Annotated in this window: 18 protein-coding genes (1 of these 18 cut by a window edge); 5 read left to right on the top strand and 13 right to left on the bottom strand. The window is 58.6% G+C overall.

Annotated elements, in window-relative coordinates; translation table 11 throughout:
• Nucleotides 1–492: the 3' portion of a two-partner secretion domain-containing protein gene (locus JK232_RS09635; RefSeq protein WP_476739374.1), read on the top strand. 8,580 nt of this gene lie to the left of the window's left edge; 492 of the gene's 9,072 nt are visible here — the last part of the coding sequence; the start codon falls outside the window, past its left edge; it ends in the stop codon at nt 490–492.
• A 165-nt stretch (nt 493–657) separates the two neighbouring features.
• Here JK232_RS09635 and JK232_RS09630 read toward each other — a convergent pair whose 3' ends face one another.
• The 3 genes from JK232_RS09630 to nrdD all read right to left on the bottom strand — a co-directional run bounded on the left by JK232_RS09630 (nt 658) and on the right by nrdD (nt 4,173).
• Nucleotides 658–1,392: a response regulator gene (locus JK232_RS09630; protein WP_079205176.1), complete on the bottom strand. Its 735-nt coding sequence runs from the start codon at nt 1,390–1,392 to the stop codon at nt 658–660.
• Between the two features lie 174 nt (nt 1,393–1,566).
• Nucleotides 1,567–2,031 (bottom strand): anaerobic ribonucleoside-triphosphate reductase-activating protein, encoded by a 465-nt coding sequence (gene nrdG / locus JK232_RS09625; protein WP_101828418.1) that lies wholly within the window; start codon nt 2,029–2,031, stop codon nt 1,567–1,569.
• 6 nt (nt 2,032–2,037) lie between these two features.
• Complete coding sequence (gene nrdD / locus JK232_RS09620; RefSeq protein ID WP_101835788.1) at nt 2,038–4,173, bottom strand: anaerobic ribonucleoside-triphosphate reductase; 2,136 nt, start codon at nt 4,171–4,173, stop codon at nt 2,038–2,040.
• Nucleotides 4,174–4,487: 314 nt separating this feature from the next.
• On the opposite strand from nrdD, the gene JK232_RS09615 reads away from it, so the two are divergent.
• Nucleotides 4,488–5,504 carry an NAD-dependent epimerase/dehydratase family protein gene (locus JK232_RS09615; protein WP_072927157.1) on the top strand — a complete coding sequence of 339 codons (1,017 nt, stop codon included), beginning with the start codon at nt 4,488–4,490 and terminating at the stop codon, nt 5,502–5,504.
• 4 nt (nt 5,505–5,508) lie between these two features.
• Here the strand turns inward: JK232_RS09615 and treC are convergent, their stop codons facing one another.
• From treC to treR, 3 genes are all read right to left on the bottom strand, one after another.
• The gene (gene treC / locus JK232_RS09610) at nt 5,509–7,173 is read right to left on the bottom strand and encodes an alpha,alpha-phosphotrehalase (protein WP_101828416.1); all 1,665 of its coding nucleotides are present in this window, start codon (nt 7,171–7,173) and stop codon (nt 5,509–5,511) included.
• A gap of 79 nt (nt 7,174–7,252) precedes the next feature.
• Complete coding sequence (gene treB / locus JK232_RS09605) at nt 7,253–8,680, bottom strand: PTS trehalose transporter subunit IIBC (RefSeq protein WP_072927160.1); 1,428 nt, start codon at nt 8,678–8,680, stop codon at nt 7,253–7,255.
• A 171-nt stretch (nt 8,681–8,851) separates the two neighbouring features.
• Nucleotides 8,852–9,805: a trehalose operon repressor TreR gene (gene treR, locus JK232_RS09600; RefSeq protein ID WP_072927392.1), complete on the bottom strand. Its 954-nt coding sequence runs from the start codon at nt 9,803–9,805 to the stop codon at nt 8,852–8,854.
• Between the two features lie 337 nt (nt 9,806–10,142).
• Here treR and JK232_RS09595 point away from each other — a divergent pair, with 337 nt between their 5' ends.
• Nucleotides 10,143–12,578, top strand: coding sequence for a beta-N-acetylhexosaminidase (locus tag JK232_RS09595; RefSeq protein ID WP_212589104.1), 2,436 nt, complete (start codon nt 10,143–10,145; stop codon nt 12,576–12,578).
• Between the two features lie 66 nt (nt 12,579–12,644).
• On the opposite strand, the gene JK232_RS09590 is transcribed toward JK232_RS09595, so the two are convergent.
• The 4 genes from JK232_RS09590 to JK232_RS09575 all read right to left on the bottom strand — a co-directional run bounded on the left by JK232_RS09590 (nt 12,645) and on the right by JK232_RS09575 (nt 16,174).
• Nucleotides 12,645–13,601, bottom strand: a complete 957-nt coding sequence (locus JK232_RS09590) for a TerC family protein (RefSeq protein WP_072927163.1) — start codon at nt 13,599–13,601, stop codon at nt 12,645–12,647.
• 296 nt (nt 13,602–13,897) lie between these two features.
• Nucleotides 13,898–14,626 (bottom strand): glutamine amidotransferase, encoded by a 729-nt coding sequence (locus JK232_RS09585; protein WP_101835781.1) that lies wholly within the window; start codon nt 14,624–14,626, stop codon nt 13,898–13,900.
• Between the two features lie 12 nt (nt 14,627–14,638).
• A complete protein-coding gene (locus JK232_RS09580; RefSeq protein ID WP_101828413.1) occupies nt 14,639–15,628 on the bottom strand; it encodes a Gfo/Idh/MocA family protein in 990 nt (329 codons plus the stop codon).
• Nucleotides 15,629–15,667: 39 nt separating this feature from the next.
• Nucleotides 15,668–16,174: a M48 metallopeptidase family protein gene (locus JK232_RS09575; RefSeq protein WP_072927167.1), complete on the bottom strand. Its 507-nt coding sequence runs from the start codon at nt 16,172–16,174 to the stop codon at nt 15,668–15,670.
• Nucleotides 16,175–16,327: 153 nt separating this feature from the next.
• Here JK232_RS09575 and rlmG point away from each other — a divergent pair, with 153 nt between their 5' ends.
• Nucleotides 16,328–17,467 (top strand): 23S rRNA (guanine(1835)-N(2))-methyltransferase RlmG, encoded by a 1,140-nt coding sequence (rlmG, locus tag JK232_RS09570; protein ID WP_072927168.1) that lies wholly within the window; start codon nt 16,328–16,330, stop codon nt 17,465–17,467.
• A 3-nt stretch (nt 17,468–17,470) separates the two neighbouring features.
• Here rlmG and JK232_RS09565 read toward each other — a convergent pair whose 3' ends face one another.
• Both JK232_RS09565 and JK232_RS09560 read right to left on the bottom strand, forming a co-directional pair.
• Nucleotides 17,471–19,492, bottom strand: coding sequence for an NADPH-dependent 2,4-dienoyl-CoA reductase (locus JK232_RS09565; protein WP_072927170.1), 2,022 nt, complete (start codon nt 19,490–19,492; stop codon nt 17,471–17,473).
• 253 nt (nt 19,493–19,745) lie between these two features.
• Nucleotides 19,746–20,417: a LuxR C-terminal-related transcriptional regulator gene (locus JK232_RS09560; RefSeq protein WP_072927172.1), complete on the bottom strand. Its 672-nt coding sequence runs from the start codon at nt 20,415–20,417 to the stop codon at nt 19,746–19,748.
• Between the two features lie 452 nt (nt 20,418–20,869).
• Between JK232_RS09560 and JK232_RS09555 the strand changes: the two genes are divergently transcribed.
• Nucleotides 20,870–21,736 carry a crotonase/enoyl-CoA hydratase family protein gene (locus tag JK232_RS09555; protein WP_072927174.1) on the top strand — a complete coding sequence of 289 codons (867 nt, stop codon included), beginning with the start codon at nt 20,870–20,872 and terminating at the stop codon, nt 21,734–21,736.
• A 59-nt stretch (nt 21,737–21,795) separates the two neighbouring features.
• Here the strand turns inward: JK232_RS09555 and pdeR are convergent, their stop codons facing one another.
• Nucleotides 21,796–23,790: a cyclic di-GMP phosphodiesterase gene (pdeR, locus tag JK232_RS09550; protein ID WP_101835777.1), complete on the bottom strand. Its 1,995-nt coding sequence runs from the start codon at nt 23,788–23,790 to the stop codon at nt 21,796–21,798.
• Between the last annotated feature and the right edge of the window lie 334 nt (nt 23,791–24,124).

The raw sequence follows: 24,124 nt of genomic DNA, 5'->3' as shown, positions 1-24,124 counted from the left end.
GGCGTGCAGCCGAAGCCTATCGCCACCGGTGAAGGTCAGGGTGCGGAAATCCGCGGGCCGGAAGCGGCAAGCGCAGGCACTATCCATCTCGATATTGCATCGAAAGCGAAAGGTCTGATTGAGCCGATGGACAAAGGCCATGGCGTGCAGCCGAAGCCTATCGCCACCGGTGAAGGTCAGGGTGCGGAAATCCGCGGGCCGGAAGCGGCAAGCGCAGGCAATATGAGCCTCACAGTTGAGCCGAAAGCGAAAGGCCTGATCGTCCCGGGTCAAAACGGTGGCGGCGTGCAGCCGAAGCCGGCTTCCCAGTTCGAAGGCAAGGTGATTTCTGCACCGGAGATGAACGGTTCGGCAGCCAGTGCTGGGAATATGACGATCAGCAAAGGAGCCTGGCAACCGCTGTTGCCGGATTACTCGCTGTCCGCCAAGCAAACCTATCAGAATGCTGAATGGTCGCAGGCAAATACCTTCTCAAATAACAAGAAGGGCTAAAGGGATTAATTAATACAGCCTGATTTGTTATAGGTACTTAACTGAAACGTGCTTCCTCGGAAGCACGTTTTTTTATGTCTGATATAAAGTTTAATAAGGCAAGGAGAGTCGGCGTGGGAGTCGGGCGAGAAAATAACGCGTGGCAGGGATAAAAAACAACAGCAATTACGCTTGCTTATTCTCTTCCTTAGGATCAGCGGCCAGTTCATAACGAAGCTCTTTCACTCTGTTTATCAACTGTATATCATTTGCTGCACCTAATTTCCGCATGGCCATGGTTTTCTGGTTGCTGATCGTTTTAGGGCTTTTACAGAGTTCGTGAGCAATCTGTTTAATGGAATGCCCTTCACAGATAAGCTGGATAACCACCTTTTCCCGGGCAGAAAGACTATGCCAACTGCTGTTTTTTTGCCGCCCAGATAAAAACGAAGACAAAATCTCATGGGAAATACTGGGTTGCAGATAAAAACTGCCGTTATGTACCCGGCGCAGCGTATGGACAATGAGCGAAAGATCTTCTTCACTTTTGCGTATCACGCTGGCCGCGCCTGCTTCCATGGCTTCAGCAATCTGATGTGATGTCAGGTTCGCACTGTAGAACACAATGTTAATATGCGGAATATAACGATGAATACTCCTTAATAATTGGGTGCCCTTGGTATCCAGTGACTCTGTAAAGTTACTATCACATATAATAATATCCGCCTCATACATAACCAGTTTTTTGAACAGGTCCTGGGCTGTGGAACTGGTAAATACTACCTCAATGTCGTGCTCTTCCCGTAATAACGCCCGCAATCCATAGATAACGATAGGGTTTTGATCCGCTATCGCCACTTTGATTTTTTTATCTGACATCGATGTGCCGGAACGTAAGGCACCGGGCTTTTTTCTTTGCATAATAGTCCGTGGGTTAAATGAAGATACAGTAAGTGTAATTTGTGTTCCTGCATTTGTATATTTAGTTGCCCGCCGAAAACGCACCGTTTTTGTAATATGGGAAACAGAGCTCAGAATTTCGCGCCATTCTGAGCTCTGTAAAAAGCAGGGAGAGAATAAAAAGCGAACGCGTGATTAACGCAGCCGGTGGATCACCTGATTACTGCTGCCGCGCCAGATCAGTGCCGGATCTTTAAGATCCTGCACAAACTTGCCATCAATCAGTACGTTGATGAAACTGACGACTTCGCGTTGCGCCGGCGTCAGTGTACCCAGCTGGTAACCGGTCCATAACCAGATATCTTTTCCCTCACATGCCGCCCGGACGCGCTTCACCAGATGCAGGATGGCGGAAAGGTTCTGCGGATGCAGCGGATCGCCGCCGGAAAGTGACAGCCCCTGGCGTGGAATGCGGGAATCATTCAGGTCAGCAATAATCCGATCCTCATCTTCGGGGGTAAACCGGCGGCCGGAGTCCAGCCGCCAGGTACTTTTGTTATAACAGCCGGGGCACTGGTGCTCGCACCCGGCGACAAACAGCGTGCAGCGCGTGCCGGGGCCGTTGACCACATCGATCGGGTAGTATTGATGGAAATGCATCAAAGTTTACCCCAACCGGCCGGTGTGCAGGTGCTTGACCCGGCGTTTAACCTCTTCCTGCTTGCCGGCGTTAAACGGCCGGGCATCCGGGCTGCCGAGATAGCCGCACACCCGGCGGGTCACCGACACGGTGCTGGCATCATGGTTGCCGCATTTCGGGCAGGTAAAGCCTTTGCTGGTGCAGTCAAACTCACCGGTAAAGCCGCATGCATAACATTCATCGATCGGCGTATTGGTGCCGTAATAGGGCACGCGGTGATAGCTGTAATCCCAGACATCCTCCAGCGCCTTGAGGTTATGTTGCAGGTTCGGGTATTCGCCGTAACAGATGAACCCGCCATTCGCCAGCGGCGGGTAGGGCGCTTCAAAGTCCAGTTTGGCGTAAGGGTCTACGCGTTTTTCCACATCGAGGTGGAAGCTGTTGGTGTAGTAGCCCTTATCGGTGACGCCCGGCACCACGCCGAATTCTGCGGTGTCCAGCCGGCAGAAGCGATCGCACAGATTTTCGCTGGGGGTGCTGTAGAGGCTGAAACCGTAGCCGGTTTCCGCTTTCCATGCGTCGGTAGCGGCCCGCAGCCGGGCGACAATCTGCACCGCTTTGGCCTGCAGTTCGGCATGGTCAAACACATGCCGGTTACCGGAAAGCGCATTGATGGTTTCATGCAGGCCGATGTAACCCAGTGAGATCGAGGCGCGCCCCCGTTTGAAAATCTCCGCGACATCATCATCCGCCTTCAGGCGCACCCCGCACGCACCCTCCATATAGAGAATCGGCGCAACCCGTGCCTTGACGCCCTCCAGCCGGGCAATCCGCGTCATTAACGCTTTTTTCGCCAGCACCAGCCGTTCATCCAGCCGCATCCAGAACAGCGATTCATCCCCGCGGGTTTCCAGCGCAATACGCGGCAGGTTCAGGCTGATGACGCCGATATTGTTGCGCCCGTCATGGATCTGCTCGCCGTTCTCCTCATACACGCCCAGGAAACTGCGGCAGCCCATCGGGGTTTTGAACGAACCGGTGACCTTCACCACCTGTTCGTAATTGAGAATATCCGGGTACATGCGTTTGCTCGCGCACTCCAGCGCCAGCTGCTTGATGTCATAGTTCACATCCCCCGGCTTATGGTTGACGCCGTCACGAATGGCAAACACCAGCTTAGGGAACACGGCGGTTTTGCGGTTCTTGCCCAGCCCGGCGATGCGGTTGCGCAGAATGGAGCACTGGATCAGGCGTGATTGCCAGCAGGTGCCGAGGCCAAAGCCAAAGGTGACGAACGGCGTCTGCCCGTTGGCGGTATGCAGCGTGTTGACCTCATACTCCAGCGACTGGAACGCGTCATAGCACTCCTTCTCCGTGCGCTCCCTGGCATAGCCGTCCGCATCCGGGATCTGCCATGCCTGCGCCGTGGCGAGGTGTTTTTCAAAGCTGGCCGTCACGTAGGGCGCGAGGATCTCATCAATGCGGTTGATGGTGGTGCCGCCATAAATATGGCTGGCGACCTGCGCGATAATCTGGGCGGTGACGGCTGTCGCGGTGGAGATCGACTTCGGCGTCTCGATCTCGGCATTGCCCATCTTGAAGCCGCCGGTCAGCATCCCCTTCAGGTCAATCAGCATACAGTTGAACATCGGGAAAAACGGCGAATAGTCGAGATCGTGGTAATGGATCTCGCCGCGCTCATGGGCCAGCACCACATCACGCGGCAGGATATGCTGCTTGGCGTAATGTTTGGCAACGATGCCCGCCAGCAGGTCGCGCTGGGTCGGGATGACTTTGCTGTCTTTATTGGCGTTCTCATTGAGCAGGGCGTGGTTGCGCTGTTCAACCAGCCCACGGATCTCCTGGTTCAATTTGCCGCGCTGTTCACGGGCGACATCGCGATCGTGGCGATACTCAATATAGGCACGTGCCAGCGCCTTGTGCGGGCCGGCCATCAGCAGGTTTTCCACCGCTTCCTGGATCTCATGGATGTCCACCTGAACCCGCTTGGCCAGTTGGGCGGTGACATGCCGGGCGACCCCGGCGCAATAGGCGTTATCCTCCAGCCGGGCCGCCTGCGCCGCCCTGGCAATCGCCTGCATGATCCGCGCTTCATCAAATAAGACCCGGCACCCGTCCCGCTTTATCACCACTGGTTTCACGATGGCACTCCTTTGGTGGTTATCACCCGGCAGGGATACCCGGCCGTAATGATAAGAATGACTATATATAGAAGAGGGTGATTACTATACGCACTACATGTAGTGCTTTGGCGAGAGTTAATGGCGCTTTGCTTGATATAAGACAAAGAAAAAAGTGTGCTGGGGAAACTCTGACCATTCCCCCGCCGACGTCGCCCCAGAGGCACAAGTAACGCCGCAATATTAGAGATTAACGATTTTTTTACACTCGCTGCCCGGCTACACTGCTGAAAGGAAGCTATTTTCGGCATGGCATGAAAACGGGCAGGAGAGCAATGAAAGTATTGGTCACTGGAGCGACAAGCGGGCTGGGGCGCAATGCCGTTGAATGGCTATTGCAGGCGGGCCATCAGGTTCATGCCACCGGGCGTAACCCGGCGGTGGGCGAGGCACTGGCGGAACAGGGCGCGCAATTCACCGAACTGGACCTGGCCGTGGCGGACATTACTGCCTGCCGGGCGCTGGTAGCGGGCTGTGATGCTGTCTGGCACTGCGCTGCCAATTCCCACCACTGGGGCGACTATCAGTCGTTTTATGACATCAACGTCATCGCCACCGAAAATCTGTTACAGGCGGCCGGGGAGGCGGGCATCGGGCGCTTTATTTACGTCTCCTCCGCTGCGCTCTATTTCGACTACCGCCACCGCTACAATGTGGAAGAGACGTTCCGCCCGGCGCGCTTTGCCAACCACGCGGCAGCCAGCAAATACGCGGCGGAAGAGAGCATCCGGCGGCTGATGCCGCACTACCCGCATACCTGCTGCGTCATCCTGCGCCCCGGTGCGCTGTTTGGCCCATACCAACAGGGCATTTTGCCGGAGATGCTGGAGAACCTGCGCCACAGCAAAGGCATTCTGGCCCTGCCGGGCGGCGGGGTGGCGCGCGCGGAATTCACCTTTGTGCTGAATGTGGTGGAGGCGCTGGTGCTGGCGACAGAGCAGCCGGCGCTGGAGAGCGGGGCGGTATTTAACATCACCAACCATGAGGCGCAGAGCCTGGCGCTGATACTGGAGATGCTGCTGGGGCAGCAATTGGGGATTCAATACTACCTGCGGGCTGCGCCTTACCAGGTTGCTTACGGCCGGGCGGGGCTGCATGAACTGGGCAGTATGATGCGGCGGCAACCGCCACGCCTTACCCGGCACGGGGTCGCCACCGCCGTCTATGACCTGACCTTAAGCCGCCACCGCGCACGCAACACGCTGAATTACACGCCGCGTTACGCGCTGGCAGAGGGCATGGCCTTAACCGCACAATGGATGATTGCGCAGGGCCTGGTGACCCCGCGCTGAGGCCTCAGCCGCGCATCCAGTAAATCGCCTCAAAGGGCTGTAACGTCATGGCCGCCGGTTGTGCGGCGGTATCGCCATAGTTGCCCATGATCCGCTCCCAGCCCCCGGTGGTCACGGAAGGCTGCCACGGTTGCGCCTCCCGGCTGAGATTGGCGGTCACCAGCAGTTGCTGGTCACCCTGCTGACGCAGGTAACACCAAATCCAGGGGTGATCGGGCAGCAGATCCTGATAATCACCGTGCGTCAGGATCGGCAACTGTTTACGCAGGGCGATCAACCGCTGGTAGGTGTAAAACACCGAATCCTTATCCTCCAGCGCCTGTTTGACGTTGATCACCGGGTAGTTGGCGCACGGCTCCAGCCACGGCGTCACGGTGCTGAACCCGGCATGATCGCTCTCATCCCACTGCATCGGCGTACGGCCGTTATCGCGTGATTTCCCGGACAGAATATCCAGCAGTTCCGCCTCCGGCCGCCCGGCTTCCAGCAGTTCAGCAAACATATTCAGGCTTTCGACATCCCGGTATTGCGCCAGATAGCGGTAACCGGGGTTGGTCATGCCAATCTCTTCCCCCTGATAGATATAGGGCGTGCCCTGCATCCCGTGCAGCACCATCGCCAGCATTTTGGCGGCCGGCACCCGCAGCGCGCCGTCATCCCCAAAGCGCGACACCGCACGCGGCTGGTCATGGTTACACCAGAACAGCGCATTCCAGGCGTGGCCGTGCATACCCTGCTGCCACTCGCGGAAGATCTGTTTGAGCTGCACGAAATCCGGCCGCGCGCGTGACCACTTTTCACCGTTCGGGTAATCCACTTTCAGGTGGTGGAAGTTGAAGGTCATGGAGAGTTCGCTGCCGTCCAGCGCGGCATAACGGCGGCAATGTTCCAGCGAGGTCGAGGACATCTCGCCCACGGTCATCAGCCCCAGCGGCTGGAAAACCTCCCGGCTCATCGCCTGCAAAAACTCATGGCTGCGCGGGCCGTCGGTGTAGTAGCGGCGGCCGTCACCGGTCTCATCCGAAGGCAGACCAGGGGTTTTGGAGATCAGGTTAACCACATCGAGCCGCAGGCCATCGACCCCTTTTGCCGCCCAGAACGCGCAGACTTTATTCAGCGCCTCGCGCACCGGCGGGTGCTCCCAGTTCAGGTCAGCCTGCTCGGGGGCAAACAGGTGCAGGTAATACTGGCCGCTGGCCTCGTGCCACTGCCAGGCATTGCCGCCAAACTTGGAGCGCCAGTTGTTCGGAAGGCCGTCCGGCGTGTCGGGGTTGCGGTCGCGCCAGATGTAGTAATCGCGGTAGGGGCTGGCCGGGTCTTGCGCCTGCAGGAACCACTCATGTTCCGTGGAGGTATGGTTGAACACCATGTCCATGATGATGCGGATGCCGCGCCGGTGCGCCTCTTCGGTGAGGTGCTCGAAGGTTTCCAGGGTGCCGTAAGCCGGATCGATGGAGCAGTAATCCGCAACGTCATAGCCGTTATCCACCTGCGGCGAGCGGTAAACCGGCGTCAGCCACAGTGCGTCCACCCCCAGCTGTTGCAGATAATCGAGGCGGCGGATGACGCCGTGCAGATCGCCCAGCCCGTCACCGGTGCTGTCCTGAAAACTCTTGGTGTAAATCTGGTAAATAACGCCGTTTTGCCACCAGGGCAGAGTTGCGGACATGACAATGACTCCCATAGTAATCAGAAAAAATCAGGAAAAGGGGAAAGCAACGGGCGCCCTGACGGCGCCCGTTGAAGTCTCAGGTGTAGGCCAGCTGGCCGCGGCGCATTTTGCGCTGGTAGACCAGCACGGTCAGTGCGATCGGGATGACGATCGCCGTCAGGATCGCGACTGCGTAGGTGCCCCAGAATTGCGGTTTGATTGACAGGATGCCCGGCAGCCCGCCCACGCCGATGCCGTTGGCCGTGACATGGGCCAGCCCGCAAATCAGCGCGGCGCAGGCGGAGCCAATCATCGCGCAGAGCATTGGGAAGCGGTACTTCAGGTTGATCCCGTACATGGCCGGTTCGGTGACGCCAAGATAGGCGGAGATGGCCGCCGGCACCGAGATTTCACGCTCGTTGTGTTTCCGGCTGACGATAATGATGCCGGTCACCGCCGCGGCCTGCGCAATATTGGACAGCGCAATCAATGGCCAGACCGGCGTACCGCCCATGTTCTGGATCATTTGCAGGTCAATGGCCAGCGTCGTCTGGTGCACGCCGGTCACCACCAGCGGGGCATACAGGAAGCCGAAAATGGCCGCGCCGATCGGGGCAAAGCTGCCGGTCATCATCGCTTTCACGGCCCAGGCCACGCCGTCACCAATCATACGGCCAAACGGCCCGATGAGCGTATGGGCAAGGAAAACGGCCAGCATCAGCGAGCATACCGGCACCACCACCAGCTCCAGGTAGTTAGGCACAATGCGCCGCAGCCGGGTCTCGATAAACGCCAGGGTTAACCCGGCCAGCATGGACGGGATCACCTGCGCCTGATAGCCCACTTTCTCAATGGTAAACCAGCCAAAATCCCACACATCCGGGACTTGTTGCCCCAGCAGGTAGGGGTTCATCAATTGGGGTGACACCAGCGTCACGCCCAGCACAATGCCGAGGATCGGCGTGCCGCCCAGTTTTTTTACCGTGGCCCAGCAAATCCCGACCGGCAGATAGAAGAAAATCGCCTCGCCCAGCAGCCAGAGGAAATCGTACAGGGTCTGCCACAGCGGGTAGATCTGCGCCAGCGTCCTGCCGTTGCTCATCGGGATTTCACCGATGATGTTGCGGAACCCTAAAATCAGGCCGCCGCTGATCAGCGCCGGCAGCAGCGGGAAGAAAATCTCCGCAAAATGCGAAATGCCGCGCTCAAAAATGGTCATGTTCTGGCGGGCCGCCACCTTGGCCTGCTCTTTGTTGGCCCCGCTGTTGCCGCTGGCGGCGATCAGCGCCTTATAGTAGTCGCCGACTTCCGGGCCAATCACCACCTGGAACTGCCCGGCGTTGGTGAAACAGCCTTTCACCATGCGCAACGCCTCAATCGCTTTGGGATCGGCTTTGGTTGGGTCGTTCAGGACAAAGCGCAGCCGGGTAATACAGTGGGTGACAGTGGCAATGTTGCCGCTGCCGCCAACGAGCGCAATCAACTGCTCAACATCAGACGGGTTTACCGTGTTCTTTTTGCTCATGGTTTTATGCTCTTTATTAGCCGCGTGGGTGAAGGCGCATTTCCGGCCGGAACAAGGGAAGGTGTTTTAAAAGCATAGCGTGAATCTGCGGGCGTGAAATTGGGAACGTTCCCGGTTTGAGCGCAGCATCACAGATATTTGTGAGGAAACGTTAAAACGCTGAGATGAGAGTCAGGTAACGAGGTGGCAGGGCACGGTAATCTGGCGGATGCCGTGCTGAGGGTGCTGAAGCTGTTTAAGCAACTGTTCGGCGGCACGCAGCCCGGCGGTGCCGTACCCCATCTCAATGGAAAACGTCTCCGGGAACAGGAAACGCAGCAGCGGGTTATTGCCGATGCCGCACACCTGCACCGCGGGCAGGGCATGTTGTTGCAGATATTTGGCCGCGCCCAGCGCAATGGTGTCTGACGCGCAGACCAGCGCCTGCATACCGGGGCGCAATACCTCGGGCGCCAGCCGGAAGCCGCTCTGGTAGCGCAGCTCACCAATGGCAACCTGCGGCACCAGGCCGGTGTCGGCACAGTAATCGAGATACGCCTGCTGGCGGCGCAGGCCGGTGGTGGCATCTTCCGGGGTCACGCCGATATAGCCGATCTGCGGGTGGCCCCGCCGGCTGAGTTCGTCCATCAGCAGACGCACCGCGCCCGCATCGTCATAACAGACCGACGACAACCCGGCGTAGTCGCGTGCCAGCGTCACCATGTTGGCCTGCCACGGCTGCAGCAGCGGCTCCTCCAGCCCGGTAAAACCAAACAGGATCACCCCGTCCACATTGCGCTGGCGCAGCACCTGCAAATGCTCCTCCACACGGGCGGCCGAGAACTGGCTTTCCATCACAATCGGGTCGTAACCGTGCTGGTAGAGCAGCGGCAGCATGGCGCGTACCGCCTGGTTCTCTGACGGGGAGTCGAGCCGGGAGACGATAATCCCCACCACTTTGTCGCTCTGGCCGCGCATGGCCCGCGCCGATTTTGACGGCGTAAAACCGTGCTCGCGGATCACCGCTTCAACCCGTTCCCGGGTGCGCGGGCTGACACTGCCTTCGTGGTTAAGCACGCGGGATACCGTGGATTTCCCCACGCCGCTGAGGCGGGCAATATCTTTGATGGTCAGACGGGTTGTCATGATGTACAGCAGATTCCACGGCGGCAAGAACAAGGCCTACCTTTGTAACTGAAATCCCGGCGCTCTGCACCCCCTCTTCAGGCAAACACGGCACTGGGGTGGGGAAATTCTTAATTTTGCCGGAAAAATTTCCCTGAAACAGCAGGAGGGCCGGGCGCAACCCCCGGTAACCAGCTGAAAGTTTCTGTTATTAAAGGGCATGATCGGGCAAGCGGCAGACAAGACGTGATCTCCGGCGGTTTTTTGGCCATCGGCGGCGACGGGACGCAACTTACCCTTTATTATTCGCCGGGTTACTCTTGCGCACAGCTGTAATGACTTCCAGGGAATGATAAAAATGAAACGCTGCTTACCCGCCACGCTGTTGGCCTCGCTGATGCTGTTTTCACCCGCCCTGTGGGCGCTGCCCGCCGGCGATCTGCCGCTGATGCCCTGGCCGCAAAAGGTCGAGGGCAACCCGCAACAGGGCCAGCTGGTCCTTGATAACCGCCTGACCCTCGGCGTCAGCGGGGATGACCTCGGCCCGGCCATTGACCGCTGGCGCCAACGGATAGAGCAGCAGACCGGCTGGACGCTGCTGCCGCAGGCGGATAACCCCCAACAGGCGCTGATCATGGTGGTGATCAAGCAGAAAGTGGACCCGCAACCGCTGCCGGACAGCGACGAACGCTATCAGCTCACCATCACGCCGCAGGGGGTGGTGCTGAATGCGGAAACCCGTTTCGGCGCACTGCGCGGCATGGAGACGCTGTTACAGCTGATCCACAATGACGGCGGCCACACCGCGTTGCCGCTGGTGCGCATCTCAGACGCGCCGCGTTTCCCGTGGCGCGGCGTGCTGCTCGATTCTGCGCGCCATTTCCTGCCGGTCAGTGACATCAAACGCCAGCTTGACGGCATGGCCGCGGCCAAGCTGAACGTATTCCACTGGCACCTGACCGACGACCAGGGCTGGCGCTTCGCCTCCACCCACTACCCGAAACTGCAACAGCAGGCGAGTGACGGCCGGTTCTACAGTGTGGAGCAGATGAAAGAGGTGGTGGCCTATGCCACGGCGCTCGGCATCCGCGTGGTGCCGGAGATTGACCTGCCGGGCCACGCTTCCGCGATTGCCGTGGCCTACCCGGAGCTGGTCAGTGCGCCCGGCCCCTACCTGATGCAGCGGGAGTGGGGCGTGCATAAGCCGACGCTCGATCCCAGCCGGCAGGAAACGTACCAGTTTGTGGACACGATCATTGGCGAGGTGGCGGCGATCTTCCCGGATCCCTACCTGCATATCGGCGGGGATGAAGTCGACCCGACACAGTGGAACGAATCGCCTGCCATCCAGGCGTTTATGAAACGCAATAACCTGGCCGACAGCCATGCGCTCCAGGCGTATTTCAACCAGAAGCTGACGCTGATCCTCGGCTCCTGGCAGCGCACCATGGTGGGCTGGGACGAAATCCATCACCCGGACCTGCCGAAAACGGCGGTGATCCAATCCTGGCAGGGGCCGGACGCGCTGGGCACGGTGGCGCAGGAGGGCTACAAAGGGCTGCTTTCCACCGGCTTCTACCTCGACCAGCCGCACAGCGCCGCTTACCACTACCGCAACGAAGTGCTGCCGCAGCCGCTCTGGATCGACGATCGCGTCCATCAGGATGAGAAAGCGCAAAGCTGGGCCTTCACCATGCCGCGCCTCAAGGGCAAACCGGCAGAGGGCAGCGTGACCCTGATCGAGGGGCCGCAGGGCTGGCGCGGGTTTATCGATTTCAACGGCAAATCACGCCGGGCGGTGCGCAACATCGTGTGGCGTGACGCGAATGTGACTTTCCAGATCGACACCTGGATGGGCGACACCCGGCCGGTGCTGACGCTGAAAAACAGCACGCTGGACGGCTACTTCCTGATCGGCAATGTGCGCTACCCGGTCAGCGGGCAGAAGCTCGCCGCCGTGCCGGCCGGGACGGCGCCGGTGGTGCCGGATCGCACCGGTGCGGCCAATATCCTCGGCGGTGAGGCGGCGCTCTGGGCGGAGATGATCACGCCGCAGGTGATTGACCTGAGGCTCTGGCCGCGCGCGTTTGTGGTGGCTGAGCGGCTCTGGTCAGCGCGGGACGTGCAGGACGAGCAGAACATGTACCGGCGGCTGGCGGCGGTGGATGCCTGGTCGGTGGTGTCAGTGGGGCTGCAACAGCACGCCGACACCACGCGCCTGCTGACCCGGCTGGCGCAGAGCACGCAGATTGCGCCGTTGCAGGTGCTGGCGGAAGCGGTAGAACCGGCGCAGTACTACACGCGCCTGCACCTGAAATTCCAGGCGGGCAACTATCACCAGTTCGAGCCGCTGAACCGCTTTGCGGATGCCCTGCCGGCGGAAAGTGACGACGTGCGCCAGATGGGCCTTGAGGTTCAGCAGTTGCTGGCTGACCGCACTGACAGCGCCGCCGCGGAGTCCCTGCGCCGCCGCTTCACCCGCTGGCAGGCCAACAGCCCGGAGGTTGCGCCGCTGCTGGCGGGCAATTATCTGCTCTCCCCGCTGCAACCGGTGGCCGCAGACGTGAATGCGCTTGCGGTGCTCGGCCTGCGGCTGGTGGACATCGCCCAGCGCGGCAGCATGATGAGCAATAACGAAGTGAAACGCGCCAGGCAGTTACTGGACAAGGCCTCGGTGGTGCGGGATGAGGTGGTGATCGCGGCAGTCTATCCGCTGGAAGCGTTACTGGACGGCATCACCCGCAAAGAAGAGGGTGGTGAGGCGAAACCGGGCGGCAATAAACCCCGGCGTTAACGCAGAAAATATACACAAAAAAACGGGGCAGACATTCTGCCCCGTTTTTCTTTATTTCGTGATCAATCAGACGCGCGCGGCGCGTTTGTTCACCCAGACGTTCAACAGCAGGGTCACGGCCAGAATGCCGCCCACCACGCCCAGCGAGACGGCGACCGGGATATGGTAAATATCCATCATCAGCATCTTGGCACCGATAAACACCAGGATCACCGCCAGGCCATACTTCAGCAGCGAGAACTTCTCCGCCACGTTCGCCAGCAGGAAGTACATGGCGCGCAGGCCGAGGATCGCAAACAGGTTCGAGGTCAGCACGATAAACGGGTCAGTGGTGACCGCGAAGATCGCCGGAATGCTGTCCACCGCGAAGATCACGTCACTCAGCTCTACCAGAATCAGCACCAGCAGCAGCGGGGTAGCGAAACGCACGCCGTTGCGGTAGGTGAAGAATTTCTCCCCGTCCAGCTCGTCGGTCATCCGCAGGTGCTTACGCAGCCAGCGCACCAGCGGCTTCTCACCCAGCACTGCGTCGTCCTCTTTCGCCAACGCCATTTTAATGCCGGTAAACAGCAGGAACGCGCCGAACACATACAAAATCCAGTGGAACTGCGTCACCAGCCAGCTGCCGCCGAAAATCATTATCGTACGCAGCACAATCGCACCGAGCACGCCGTACACCAGCACCCGCCGTTGCAGGCTGGCCGGTATCGCAAAGTAGCTAAACAGCATCAGCCAGACGAAGACGTTATCCACCGCCAGCGCCTTTTCGATCAGGTAGCCGGTCAGGAACGCCAGCGCCTGTTGGTCTGCGACCTCACGCCCAAGGGTGCCGTTGAGGTACCACCAGAAACCGGCGTTAAACAGCAGCGCCAGGCTGACCCACACCAGCGACCAGCAGGCCGCGCTTTTCATGGACATGGTTTGCTGCCCACGTTTGCCCTGCAACAGCAGATCTACCGCCAGCATAATGGCCACGATGACAGCGAAACTGCCCCATAGCCACGGGTTTCCAACAGAGTTCATACGGTGCTCCTGAGTATCCTGAAAACAAAAAACGGCCGACATCGGAAGACGTCAGCCGCTCTGTTGAGCTGTAAGCAAACCCCGCCTTCCGGCAAGGTCTCACTTACAACACGGACAACATTGCTTATGCCTGAATGCGCAATGTTCTCGGGTTGCCCCGGCTACCGGGTGCCTGAAACAGACACCGTAATGACGATAAACCGGCGAAGAAGTTACTCCCCTTTGCTGATGACAAAATAATACAAAATGTTTCCGTGCTCAATATGTCATCAGGTAAAGATTCGTCAAACTTATGTTTACTGTTGCTGACTGTGACCCAGCCCGGCGACAAACGCCTGTAACAACCCCTGGCTGACGGGCGTATCTTCCGCCGGATGCGCCATCAGTTCAGCCTGCCTCTCCGGCATCAGCGTTGCCTGGCGCCTCAGGTAACTTTTCATCACCGCGCCGTTAAATTCCGGGTGGAACTGGGTGCCGAAGGTGGTGGCGTTAAACCGCAGGATCTGGTGCGGGTCGTGCTCGGAACGCGCCAGCACCTGCGCGCCCGGCGGCGGGACGAGCACCGTCTGCGAGTGGATCAGGTTGGCGGTAAAGTGCGCGGGCAGCGTGGCACAGAGCGGGTCATGCTCCGCGCCCGGCAGCCGCTCCAGCCGTTTGGTGCCGCACTCAATGCCCTGCGGGTGGTAACCCACCTCGCCGCCCAGCGCATCAGCCAGCAACTGGTGCCCATAACAGACGCCGAACACCGGCAGCGCGATTTCTATCGCCTGACGCAGCCAGCCCGCCGCCCATTCGCTCCACACCAGCCGGTCAGTCACCATCGCGCCCGAGCCGGTAATGATCACCCCGCTGTAAGCCGCCGGGGAACCGGGCCGCTCACCCTGCGGCAGGTGCACCACCTCCAGCGCCTGCGGCGAAATGGCCCCCTGATGGATAAACATCTGGCGGTAATTCTCATGCTGCTGTTGGATCACCTCCGGGGCATCACCGGTTTGCAGGATCAACAAAGGCTTGGGCTGCGTCATACTCTCTCCTTGTCAGGCGTCAGGGGCGCTGTCGGCCGGGAATACTACCCCGGTCTGGCGACGGATCTCAGTCAGCAGATGGGCGGTGATGCGGGAGGTCTCCAGCCCCGGATGCTCAACCTGCCCGGCCTCTACCAGCCGGGCAAAGGCTTCTGCCTCATACAGCATAGTGTTGATATGTTGCGGCTGGGTCAGGTCCAGCTTCTGGCCGCCGCGCGGCGTAAAGGCCACGGCCTGGCATTCGGCGAGTTTCTCAATTTCCAGCGTGCCGCCTTCGCCCTGAATTTCGCTGGGCAGCGCGGAGTCACTCACTTTGGAGTGGGCGATCACCACCTCAAACTGATCATAGTGAAGGATCACTGTGCCGTGCCCATCCACACCGCTGGCCAGCAGGGCGGCGCTGGCAGTAACGCGTTGGGGTTCACCCCACAGCGCCACGCTGCTGGCCAGGCAGTAGTAACCGATGTCCATGATCGAGCCGTTGGAAAACGCCGGGTTAAAGGTGTTCGGGTTCTCCCCGGCCAGATAACGCGGGTAACGTGATGAGAACTGGCAATAGTTGAGATAGACGCGGTGCAGGGTGCCGACCCGTGACAGGCAGCTTTGCAGGTGCAGGAAATTGGGCAGCCAGACGGTTTTGAACGCTTCAAACAGCACCACCTGATGTTCGCGTGCGCAGGCGATCATCTGTTGTGCCTCACGCGCATTGGAGGCGAGCGGCTTTTCACAGATCACATGCTTGCCGTGGCGCATAAACAGCAACGCCTGTGCGCAGTGCAGGGCGTTCGGGCTGGCGAGGTAGACGGCATCCACCTGATCGCTTTTTGCCAGCGCGTCCAGATCGTCAAAATAGTGGGCGACCGGGTAATCCTCCCCGAACGCTTTGGCCTGATCCAACGAGCGGGAATAGATCGCGGCGAGGCGCAACTTGCCGCTTTCATGGGCGGCATCGATAAAGCGCTGGGTGATCCAGTTAGTGCCAACAACAGCAAAGCGAATCATGGGTAACTCCATGTGCAGGCAGCCGGGGCCGCCATCGGTTCAGGAATAAAGTTTGCCGAACAGGTCCAGGTGCGTCAGATAGAGCCGGGTATCAAATTCCAGTTGATGGTAGGCCGGGTCCATATGGCAGCAAAGGCTGTAAAAGGCCTTGTTGTGGTCTTTCTCTTTCAGGTGCGCCAGCTCGTGCACCACAATCATCCGCAGAAACGCCTCCGGCGCACTTTTAAATACCGTCGCCACGCGGATCTCCGCCTTGGCTTTGAGCTTGTTGCCCTGCACCCTGGAAACCGCAGTGTGCAGCCCCAGTGCGTGCTTCATCACCTGAATTTTGCCGTCATAGGCGACTTTGCTGATCGGCGGGGCGTTGCGCAGAAACTGGTTTTTCAGGTCAGTGGTAAACTGGTAGAGCGATTTGTCCGTGGTGAGGTCGTGCGGCTGCGGGTAACGCTGCAACAACACATTGCCCAGACGCTGCTCAGTGATCAACTGGCGTACCTGATGCAGTAAGTGATCAGGATAGCCCTGAAGGTAAGTCAGTGGTTGCATCGGTTTGGCTCACTCTCCGGAAAAGGGATGCCGCGCTTAGGGCAGGCAGAAACGCGCCGCCACGGCAATAAAGCCAGTTTTAACCGAAAAAACATTTTACTGACAGGCAAATTTAAGGGATAAACAGCCCAAATTTTTTATTCAGGAGGGGCGATGAGCCTATTCGAACTGGGAACGTTGCGCCTTGAGCTTGAGCGCTACCCGCAGCAGGAAGAGATCACCACGCTGCAAGCCTGGGATGCCGCAGATGAATATCTGCTGGAAACCCTGGACATCACCGCCGCTGACGGCAAACCGTTGCTGATTTTCAACGACACCTTTGGTGCGCTGGGGTGTGCGCTGTCGGCGCATCAGCCTTACAGCATCAGCGACTCTTACATGGCGCAACTGGCCGTACGCCACAACCTGGCGCTGAACGGCTGGGACCCGGAATCAGTAAAAGTGCAGGACAGCCTGGCTCCGTTGCCGGATGCGCCGGGGCTGGTGGTGATGCGTGTGCCGAAAACGCTGGCGCTGCTGGAGCAGCAACTGAAAGCGCTGCGGCATGTGGTGACGCCGGAGACCGTGATCATTGCCGGGGCCAAAGCGCGGGATATCCACACCTCTACCCTGCAACTGTTTGAAAAGATCCTCGGGCCGACCAAAACCAGCCTGGCGAAGAAAAAAGCCCGCCTGATTTTCGCCACCGTGGCCGATCTGCCGGTCAATGACCAGCCGGTGATCAGCGAATGGGCGCTGGACGGCACCGACTACCGCATTGCCAACCATGCCAACGTCTTTTCCCGCGGCGGGCTGGACATCGGCGCACGCCTCTTTATGCAGCACCTGCCGGAAAACATGGAAGGGCGGATTGCTGACCTCGGCTGCGGCAACGGCATTATCGGGTTGATCGCCCTGGGGCAGAACCCGGACGCAGAACTGCTGTTTACCGATGAATCCTATATGGCGGTGGCGTCCAGTGAGATGAATGTGGTGCGTAACCGCCCGCAGGATCATGCGCGCTGCACCTTCCAGGTGGATAACCTGCTGGCGCATGTGGAGCGTGACAGCCTGCAGGCGGTGCTGTGTAACCCGCCGTTCCACCAGCAGAGCACCATCACGGACGTCACCGCCTGGCAGATGTTCTGTGATGCCAAGCGCTGCCTGCAAAACGGCGGCGAGCTGCGCATCGTCGGCAACCGCCACCTTGACTACTACCACAAGCTGAAACGCTTGTTCGGCAACTGCGAAACCCTGGCTTCCAGCCAGAAGTTCGTGGTGCTGCGGGCAGTCAAAACCCGCGCATACCGCTAAACGTCAGATCGTTAAGGCCAGCCGGGTGCCCTGATCAATCGCCCGGCGGGCATCCAGCTCCAGTGCCACCTCTGCGCCGCCAATCAGGTGCACGGTTTTCCCCAGGGCGGCCAGAGGGGCCTGCAACGCCCGTTGCGGCTCCTGCCCGGCGCACACCACCACATGGTCCACGGCCAGGCAGTGCTGCTCCGCCGCGCGCTGAATATGCAGCCCGCGATCGTCTATACCCAGATACTCCACGCTGTTAAGCAGGGTGACCCCGCGCTGCATCAGGGAGGCCCGGTGGATCCAGCCGGTGGTTCTGGCCAGCCCGCTCCCCACTTTGCTGGTTTTACGTTGCAGCAGGAAAATCTGCCGCGCCGGGCGCTCAGCCACGCCCCCGTGCGGCATCAGGCCGCCCGGTTGCGTCAGGGTGCGATCCACCCCCCATTCGCGGCAGAACTGCTCACTGCTCAGGCTGGCGGCCGGGCCGCGCTGGCTCAGGTACTCTGCCACGTCAAAGCCGATGCCGCCGGCACCAATAATCGCCACGCGCGGCCCCACCTCCACCTTGTCGCGCAGTACCGCCAGGTAGCTCAGCACTTTCGGGTGATCGATGCCGGGGATGGCCGGGGTGCGCGGCTCCACGCCGGTTGCCAGAACCACCTCATCAAACCCGGCCAGATCCGCGGCATTGACCCGCTGCCCCAGCCGCTGTACCACGCCCAGCAACGCCAGTTGGGTGCGGTAATAGCGCAGTGTCTGGCTGAACTCCTCTTTACCGGGGATCAGCCGGGCGAGGTTAAACTGACCACCGATTTCCGGCCGCGCATCAAACAGCGTGACATGGTGCCCACGCGCTGCCGCCGTAACGGCGAAGGCCAACCCGGCCGGGCCGGCACCCACCACCGCCAGCCGTTTGGGCGTCAGAACCGGTATCGAAATCAGCTCAGTTTCGCGGCAGGCAACCGGATTGACCAGGCACGAGGCGACTTTGCCGTCAAAAACCTGATCCAGGCAGGCCTGATTACAGGCGATGCAGGTATTGATCTCCTCCGGGCGGCCCTGCGCCGCTTTCTGCACAAACGCCGGGTCAGCCAGGAACGGACGCGCCATCGACACCATATCGGCCATACCGTCTGCCAGCAGTTGCTCTGCAACAGCCGGATCATTAATGCGGTTGGTGGCGATCAGGGGGACCGAAACATGGCCCATCAGCTGTTGGGTGACCCAGCCAAACGCTGCCCGCGGCACGCTGGTGGCAATGGTGGGAATACGCGCCTCATGCCAGCCGATGCCGGTATTTAACAGCGTCGCGCCGGCTTGTTCAATCTCTTGCGCCAGCGCCATGCTTTCCGCCAGCGTCTGCCCCTCTTCGACCAGATCAAGCAGCGACAGGCGATAGATGATGATGAAACGGGGGCCGGTGACCTGCCGCACCGCCCGGACAATCTCCCGCGCAAAGCGGCGGCGTTTCCCGGCACTGCCGCCCCAGCCATCATGACGGTGGTTGGTGCGCGCCGCGAGGAACTGGTTAATCAGGTATCCCTCTGAGCCCATGATTTCTACCCCATCGTAACCGGCCTGCTGGGCCAGCCGGGCGCAGCGGGCAAAATCCGCCACGGTCGCGAGGATCTTCTCCTCTGACAGCGCTTCCGGCGCGTAGCGGTTAATCGGCGCCTGAAGGGCGGAAGGGGCGACCGGGTGCGGCTGGTAGCTGTAGCGCCCGGCATGCAGGATTTGCAGGGCGATTTTCCCGCCGGCCTGATGTACGGCGGCTGTTACCTGCCGGTGCCCGGCCAGTTGTGCTGATGACACCAGCGTAGAGGCACCGGGGTAAACCACACCCTCGGCGTTCGGCGAGATGCCGCCGGTGACAATCAGCCCGACACCGGCACGGGCGCGTGTCGCATAAAAGGCCGCCAGCCGCGCCGGGCCGTCCGGCAGCTCCTCCAGCCCGGTGTGCATCGAGCCCATCAAAACGCGGTTTTTAAGCGTGGTAAAGCCCAGGTCAAGGGGGGCAAGCAGGTGGGGGTAAGCGGCCATAAGCATCTCCGGCAATAAAAACAGGGCTCTTCCTGCACAAGGCATCACAACCTTGCTGAGTGGTCGGATGAGTGTAGGGGGCAAAAGAGGGGAGATGAAGCGGTTAAAAACAGTCTCTTCAGGGAATGTGAAGTTGTTCAAAAATCTGCTGCCGGGTCGTTGCCGTACATCACCTGGAAAAGCGAGCGGTCGTCACAGGGAGCCACCCATGCTCCCTGTTTTATCTCATCGGCGTGCGCCGGCTGCGTCGTGTTCAGCCAGCCTCTTCGCCGCCGGATGATTTATCCCCATAGGAAAACTGGCTGCCGATTAACAACAATTCCGTATCATTTTCGACCCCTAATTTTTTCATCGCCTGCCGTTTTTGCGCGCTGACCGTCTTAATACTGCGGTCAAGCAGCCGGGCGGTTTCGGTGACGTTATAACCAGAGAAAATGTATTTAATGACTTTATCTTCACATTCACTTAATGCCAGCCGCGAGGTGCCCAGAGTTAATGGGCGTGGGCGCTTATCAATAAATTGATGTTCACGGATGCTGCGTGAAACGTAATTCTGGCCTTCAAGGATTTTCAGAATGCCTTCAATTAATTCAGCAAAAGGATCACGCTCCGAAAGCAGGCCATTCAGGTATTTCCGGGATTTTAACAACAGGGAAGAAGAGGCGATGCCGGTAATCATGGCGAGTTTTTTACCGGGTGATCTTTCGTAAAAACGGCTGATAAACGGCAGGTGGATGCTGAACATATCTTCCGGTGCATTGATGCTGGCAAGGAGCAGATCAAACTTCTCCTCAATATGGTAAATATCCTTTAATAAAATCGTATTAACCACCTTCAGGGTCTTGTGGCTTTGTTCATTAATAATATGGGTAAGCCCGTATTTAATTATGGGGTTATCCCCGGCAATGATTATTTTATAGGGCATAGTATAACTCCTGATAAGATAATTAATCACATGCAACAACCTGGAAAATGATGCGATTATTTTCTGCAATACCATTTGCATTTCAAATGATGCGTTCTCATCAAGATGCGAGCAATTAAATAATAGTTAATTATATATTCATCTTTCGTGAAGAAGTAACGTGCTAACCCGTTATTACAAAAGGTTTTTTAGAATATTTTTCGATATTATTTATAAGGGTGCAATTTTATAAGAGCAATCTTATTCAAAACAGCTTCTTTTATTTTTATACGCAATTTGATCAAAAAATGCGATTACGCAGCCTATAAAACCCACCGATCATTTTTTAATCGGTGCACCCCTGTTTTTATATATTCACTGCATCATCTGCTGCAATGGATTCAGTTCATCGTTGCGCTGCACTAGGCTGGTCTGGCTTCACCCGACATACACTGAAAAAAACAGGACTTATTATGAACCTTCTTGACCATCCATCTTGCCGCGCATTTACTGAAGCCGGCAACCTCTCACAAATTTCTGCATTTTATGAAGAGGGTCGCAATGTTGTCTGGATGATGCTGCGGGCTTACCCACGCCCCTGTTTCAACCAGGCGTTAATTGACGACATTATGAAATTAGCCGATGCGGCCAAAACGTCACAGTTGCCGATTGATTTCTGGGTAACCGGGTCGCTGGTGCCCAACATCTATAACGTCGGCGGCGATCTCAACTATTTTGTGGAGGCGATCACAAGCCGTAAACGGGAGTCGCTGCGGGCCTATGCCCGTGCCTGTATTGACTGCGTCCATGCCGCCTCCCAGGGGTTTGGCGTAGGCGCCATTACATTAGCGATGATTGAGGGTACGGCGCTGGGCGGCGGGTTTGAAGCGGCCCTGGCGCACCACTATGTGCTGGCGCAGAACAACGCGCGCATGGGCTTCCCGGAAATCGCGTTTAACCTGTTCCCCGGCATGGGCGCCTATTCCCTGGTGACCCGTAAAGCAGGGATGCGGCTGGCGGAGGAACTGATCAGCAGCGGCGAATCCCATACCGCAGAGTGGTATGAGAACCGCGGGCTGATTGACCACCTGTTCCAGCCGGGCAGCGCCTTTGAGGCGACCCGTACCTTCATGGATACCCTGCGGCCGAAAATGAACGGCATGCGGGCGATGATCCGTGCCCGGCAGCGGGTGCTGCAACTTACCCGCTCCGAGCTGATGGACATCACGGAAGATTGGGTCGACGCCGCCTTTACCCTGGAAGAGAAAGACATCGCCTATATGGAACGCCTGGTGATGTTGCAAAACCGCCACACCGCCAGCCTGCGCAAAGCGGGTTAACCGGTTCAGGCAGCATGACTGCCTGATTTAGCATTATTGCCGGCACAACCGTGACCGGTTTACTTTGATGGGTGAAGCACATCATTGTTCGACAGCCAATGCTCCAGCTCCTCTGCGGGCATTGGCTTCGCATAGAAGTAACCCTGTTTGTCATCCACGCCCATCTCATCGACGAAACGCTCCTCGTTTTCAGTCTCTACGCCTTCCGCCACCACTTTCAGGTTCAGCGTTCTGGCAACGGCGATGATCGCCCGTACCAGTGCCTGTGAAACGTCGTTATTGCTGATGCCGCGCACAAAACTCTGATCGAGCTTGATGTAGTCGATCGGGATGCGCGCCAGTTGGGAGAGGGAAGAGTAGCCGGTACCGAAATCGTCCAGGTAGACGTCGGCACCCAGCGCCTGCAACTGGCCGATCAACGACACCGCCGTGCTCTCATCTTCGATCAGGCAGCTTTCGGTCAGCTCCACATCCAGCAGGCACTGTGTCATGCCCGAGGAGGCCATCGCCTCTTTGAACGTGGGGATCAGCGTGTCACTGCTGAGCTGCCGCGCGGACAGATTCACGGCGATACGCAGGTTCAGCCCTTTCTGTTGCCAGGCCATCGCCTGATTGGCTGCGGTTTCCATCACCCATTTACCCAGGGGGCCGATAAGCCCGGACTCCTCGGCATACGGGATAAACTGGGCAGGCGCAATCAACCCGCGTTCCGGCGAATACCAGCGCACCAGCGCCTCGACGCTCTCCACCCGGCCGGTGCCGGCGGAGACTTTCGGCTGGTAATAGAGGAGAAGCTGCTGCTCATCCAGCGCTTTGCGCAGGTTGGTGTCCAGCCACATGTACTCGGCCACTTTGTAATTCATCTCCGGGGAGAAAACCCGGTGTGTGCGCCGCCCCTGATCTTTGGCGACATACATCGCGGTGTCCGCGTTCCGGATCAGGCTCTCGGCGTTGGTGCCGTGCTCAGGGCAGAGGGCAAGGCCACAAGAGCAGCCGGTATAGACTTCAATCAGGCCGATGCGGAAGGGCGTTTTCAGGCGGCTGTGGATCTGCACGGCGCAGGCTTCCAGCGCTTCCAGGCTGGTATTTTCGCTGAGGATGATAAATTCATCCCCACCCAGCCGGGCCAGCGTATCCCGTGGGCCGAGGCACTCCTGGATGGACGTCGCGACCTCCTGCAACAGGCGATCGCCAAACATATGCCCGTAGGCATCATTCACTTTCTTAAAATTATCTAAATCCAGGTAGATCACCCCCACGGCGGTGTCGCCGCGGTCGGCCAGCGCGGCGTTCATTTTTTCCATGATGGCGTGGCGATTGGCGAGCCCGGTGATGGTGTCAGTGTTGGCCAGAATACGCAGCCGCTCCTGCGCCATCCGCTCATCGGTGATGTCGGTGCCGGAACAGATCAGGAACGTTTGCTGCTTGCCGCTGCCACTGTGCACAAACTTATTGCGGAACAGAAACAGCCGCTGGCCTTTGACGGTATTGATCCAGCGTTCGACTTCGTAGGATTGGGCCGTCTGGAAAAAGCCGGTAATGTTCTGGCGGGAGGCGGTGCCCTCCTCGAGTGACATAAACAGGTCATAGGCACTTTTGCCGATGACATCTTTCTCTTTGACGCCGGTGTACTCTTCACTCAGGCGGTTAAAGCGCTGAACTTTTCCTTCCTGATCAACGATAACAATCACCGAATTCGCTTCAGACACGACCTGCTCGGCAAAGGATAAACCGACCTCCAGATCATGCGCGACGGAAGGGGTGTCGTAGTAGTCGGACGCAGTACCGCCCCACTCTTTAGGGCCTATGCGGCGGCCAACCAGATGCAGGCGCAATGGTGTTCCATACAGTGAAATATCAAGGGAGAAACTGGCCGTGACGCCGGTCAGTTCCCGGATGGTCATCGCCTGGTAGCCGGTGAGGGCAATGGCGACGTTGGTCATATTTTTTTCCGCAGAGAGTTCCAGCGCGTTGCTGTCCGCATGGAGTCGCCAATAGGGGCGGGGGGTACCAAAATGTTGGTACAGGATCGAACCATCTTGATTTTCGATCATGAAGACATCTCCGCAGAAGAGGTTTTGCAGGCTGAAACCGGATGCCAGCCTAACGGGCCTGGTATTGCCCCAATGAACAGGATGTAGCCCTGATAAACAGATATTGCCCTGATCAACAGAAAATAGCCCTGGAAAACAGATCTTGCCCTGGTAAACAGACAGCGCCCGGATCGGTACGCGGGTCCCTGACGGGGCGGCAGTCAACCTGACAGGAAAGGCGCTCTCTGGCGGCCATCCCTGTGCCCGGCACCGGATAAACGGTTATAGGGTGCCATAAAGACCCACTGGGTTGCTAAAGAATAACAAAAGTAACCCCGCCTCCCATTGTGGTAAA

This window comes from Nissabacter archeti (assembly GCF_018257325.1).
GTDB classification, from domain to species: Bacteria; Pseudomonadota; Gammaproteobacteria; order Enterobacterales; family Enterobacteriaceae; genus Chimaeribacter; species Chimaeribacter arupi.
This window is presented reverse-complemented; position numbering and strand designations above follow the sequence as displayed.

Bases quoted from the DNA above. Each gene is read 5' to 3' on its own strand.
- JK232_RS09630 (WP_079205176.1), bottom strand. From the start codon at position 1,392: ATGCAAAGAAAAAAGCCCGGTGCCTTACGTTCCGGCACATCGATGTCA.
- nrdG (WP_101828418.1), bottom strand. From the start codon at position 2,031: ATGCATTTCCATCAATACTACCCGATCGATGTGGTCAACGGCCCCGGC.
- JK232_RS09615 (WP_072927157.1), top strand. From the start codon at position 4,488: ATGAAAGTATTGGTCACTGGAGCGACAAGCGGGCTGGGGCGCAATGCC.
- treC (WP_101828416.1), bottom strand. From the start codon at position 7,173: ATGTCCGCAACTCTGCCCTGGTGGCAAAACGGCGTTATTTACCAGATT.
- treB (WP_072927160.1), bottom strand. From the start codon at position 8,680: ATGAGCAAAAAGAACACGGTAAACCCGTCTGATGTTGAGCAGTTGATT.
- treR (WP_072927392.1), bottom strand. From the start codon at position 9,805: ATGACAACCCGTCTGACCATCAAAGATATTGCCCGCCTCAGCGGCGTG.
- JK232_RS09595 (WP_212589104.1), top strand. From the start codon at position 10,143: ATGAAACGCTGCTTACCCGCCACGCTGTTGGCCTCGCTGATGCTGTTT.
- JK232_RS09590 (WP_072927163.1), bottom strand. From the start codon at position 13,601: ATGAACTCTGTTGGAAACCCGTGGCTATGGGGCAGTTTCGCTGTCATC.
- JK232_RS09585 (WP_101835781.1), bottom strand. From the start codon at position 14,626: ATGACGCAGCCCAAGCCTTTGTTGATCCTGCAAACCGGTGATGCCCCG.
- JK232_RS09580 (WP_101828413.1), bottom strand. From the start codon at position 15,628: ATGATTCGCTTTGCTGTTGTTGGCACTAACTGGATCACCCAGCGCTTT.
- JK232_RS09575 (WP_072927167.1), bottom strand. From the start codon at position 16,174: ATGCAACCACTGACTTACCTTCAGGGCTATCCTGATCACTTACTGCAT.
- rlmG (WP_072927168.1), top strand. From the start codon at position 16,328: ATGAGCCTATTCGAACTGGGAACGTTGCGCCTTGAGCTTGAGCGCTAC.
- JK232_RS09565 (WP_072927170.1), bottom strand. From the start codon at position 19,492: ATGGCCGCTTACCCCCACCTGCTTGCCCCCCTTGACCTGGGCTTTACC.
- JK232_RS09560 (WP_072927172.1), bottom strand. From the start codon at position 20,417: ATGCCCTATAAAATAATCATTGCCGGGGATAACCCCATAATTAAATAC.
- JK232_RS09555 (WP_072927174.1), top strand. From the start codon at position 20,870: ATGAACCTTCTTGACCATCCATCTTGCCGCGCATTTACTGAAGCCGGC.
- pdeR (WP_101835777.1), bottom strand. From the start codon at position 23,790: ATGATCGAAAATCAAGATGGTTCGATCCTGTACCAACATTTTGGTACC.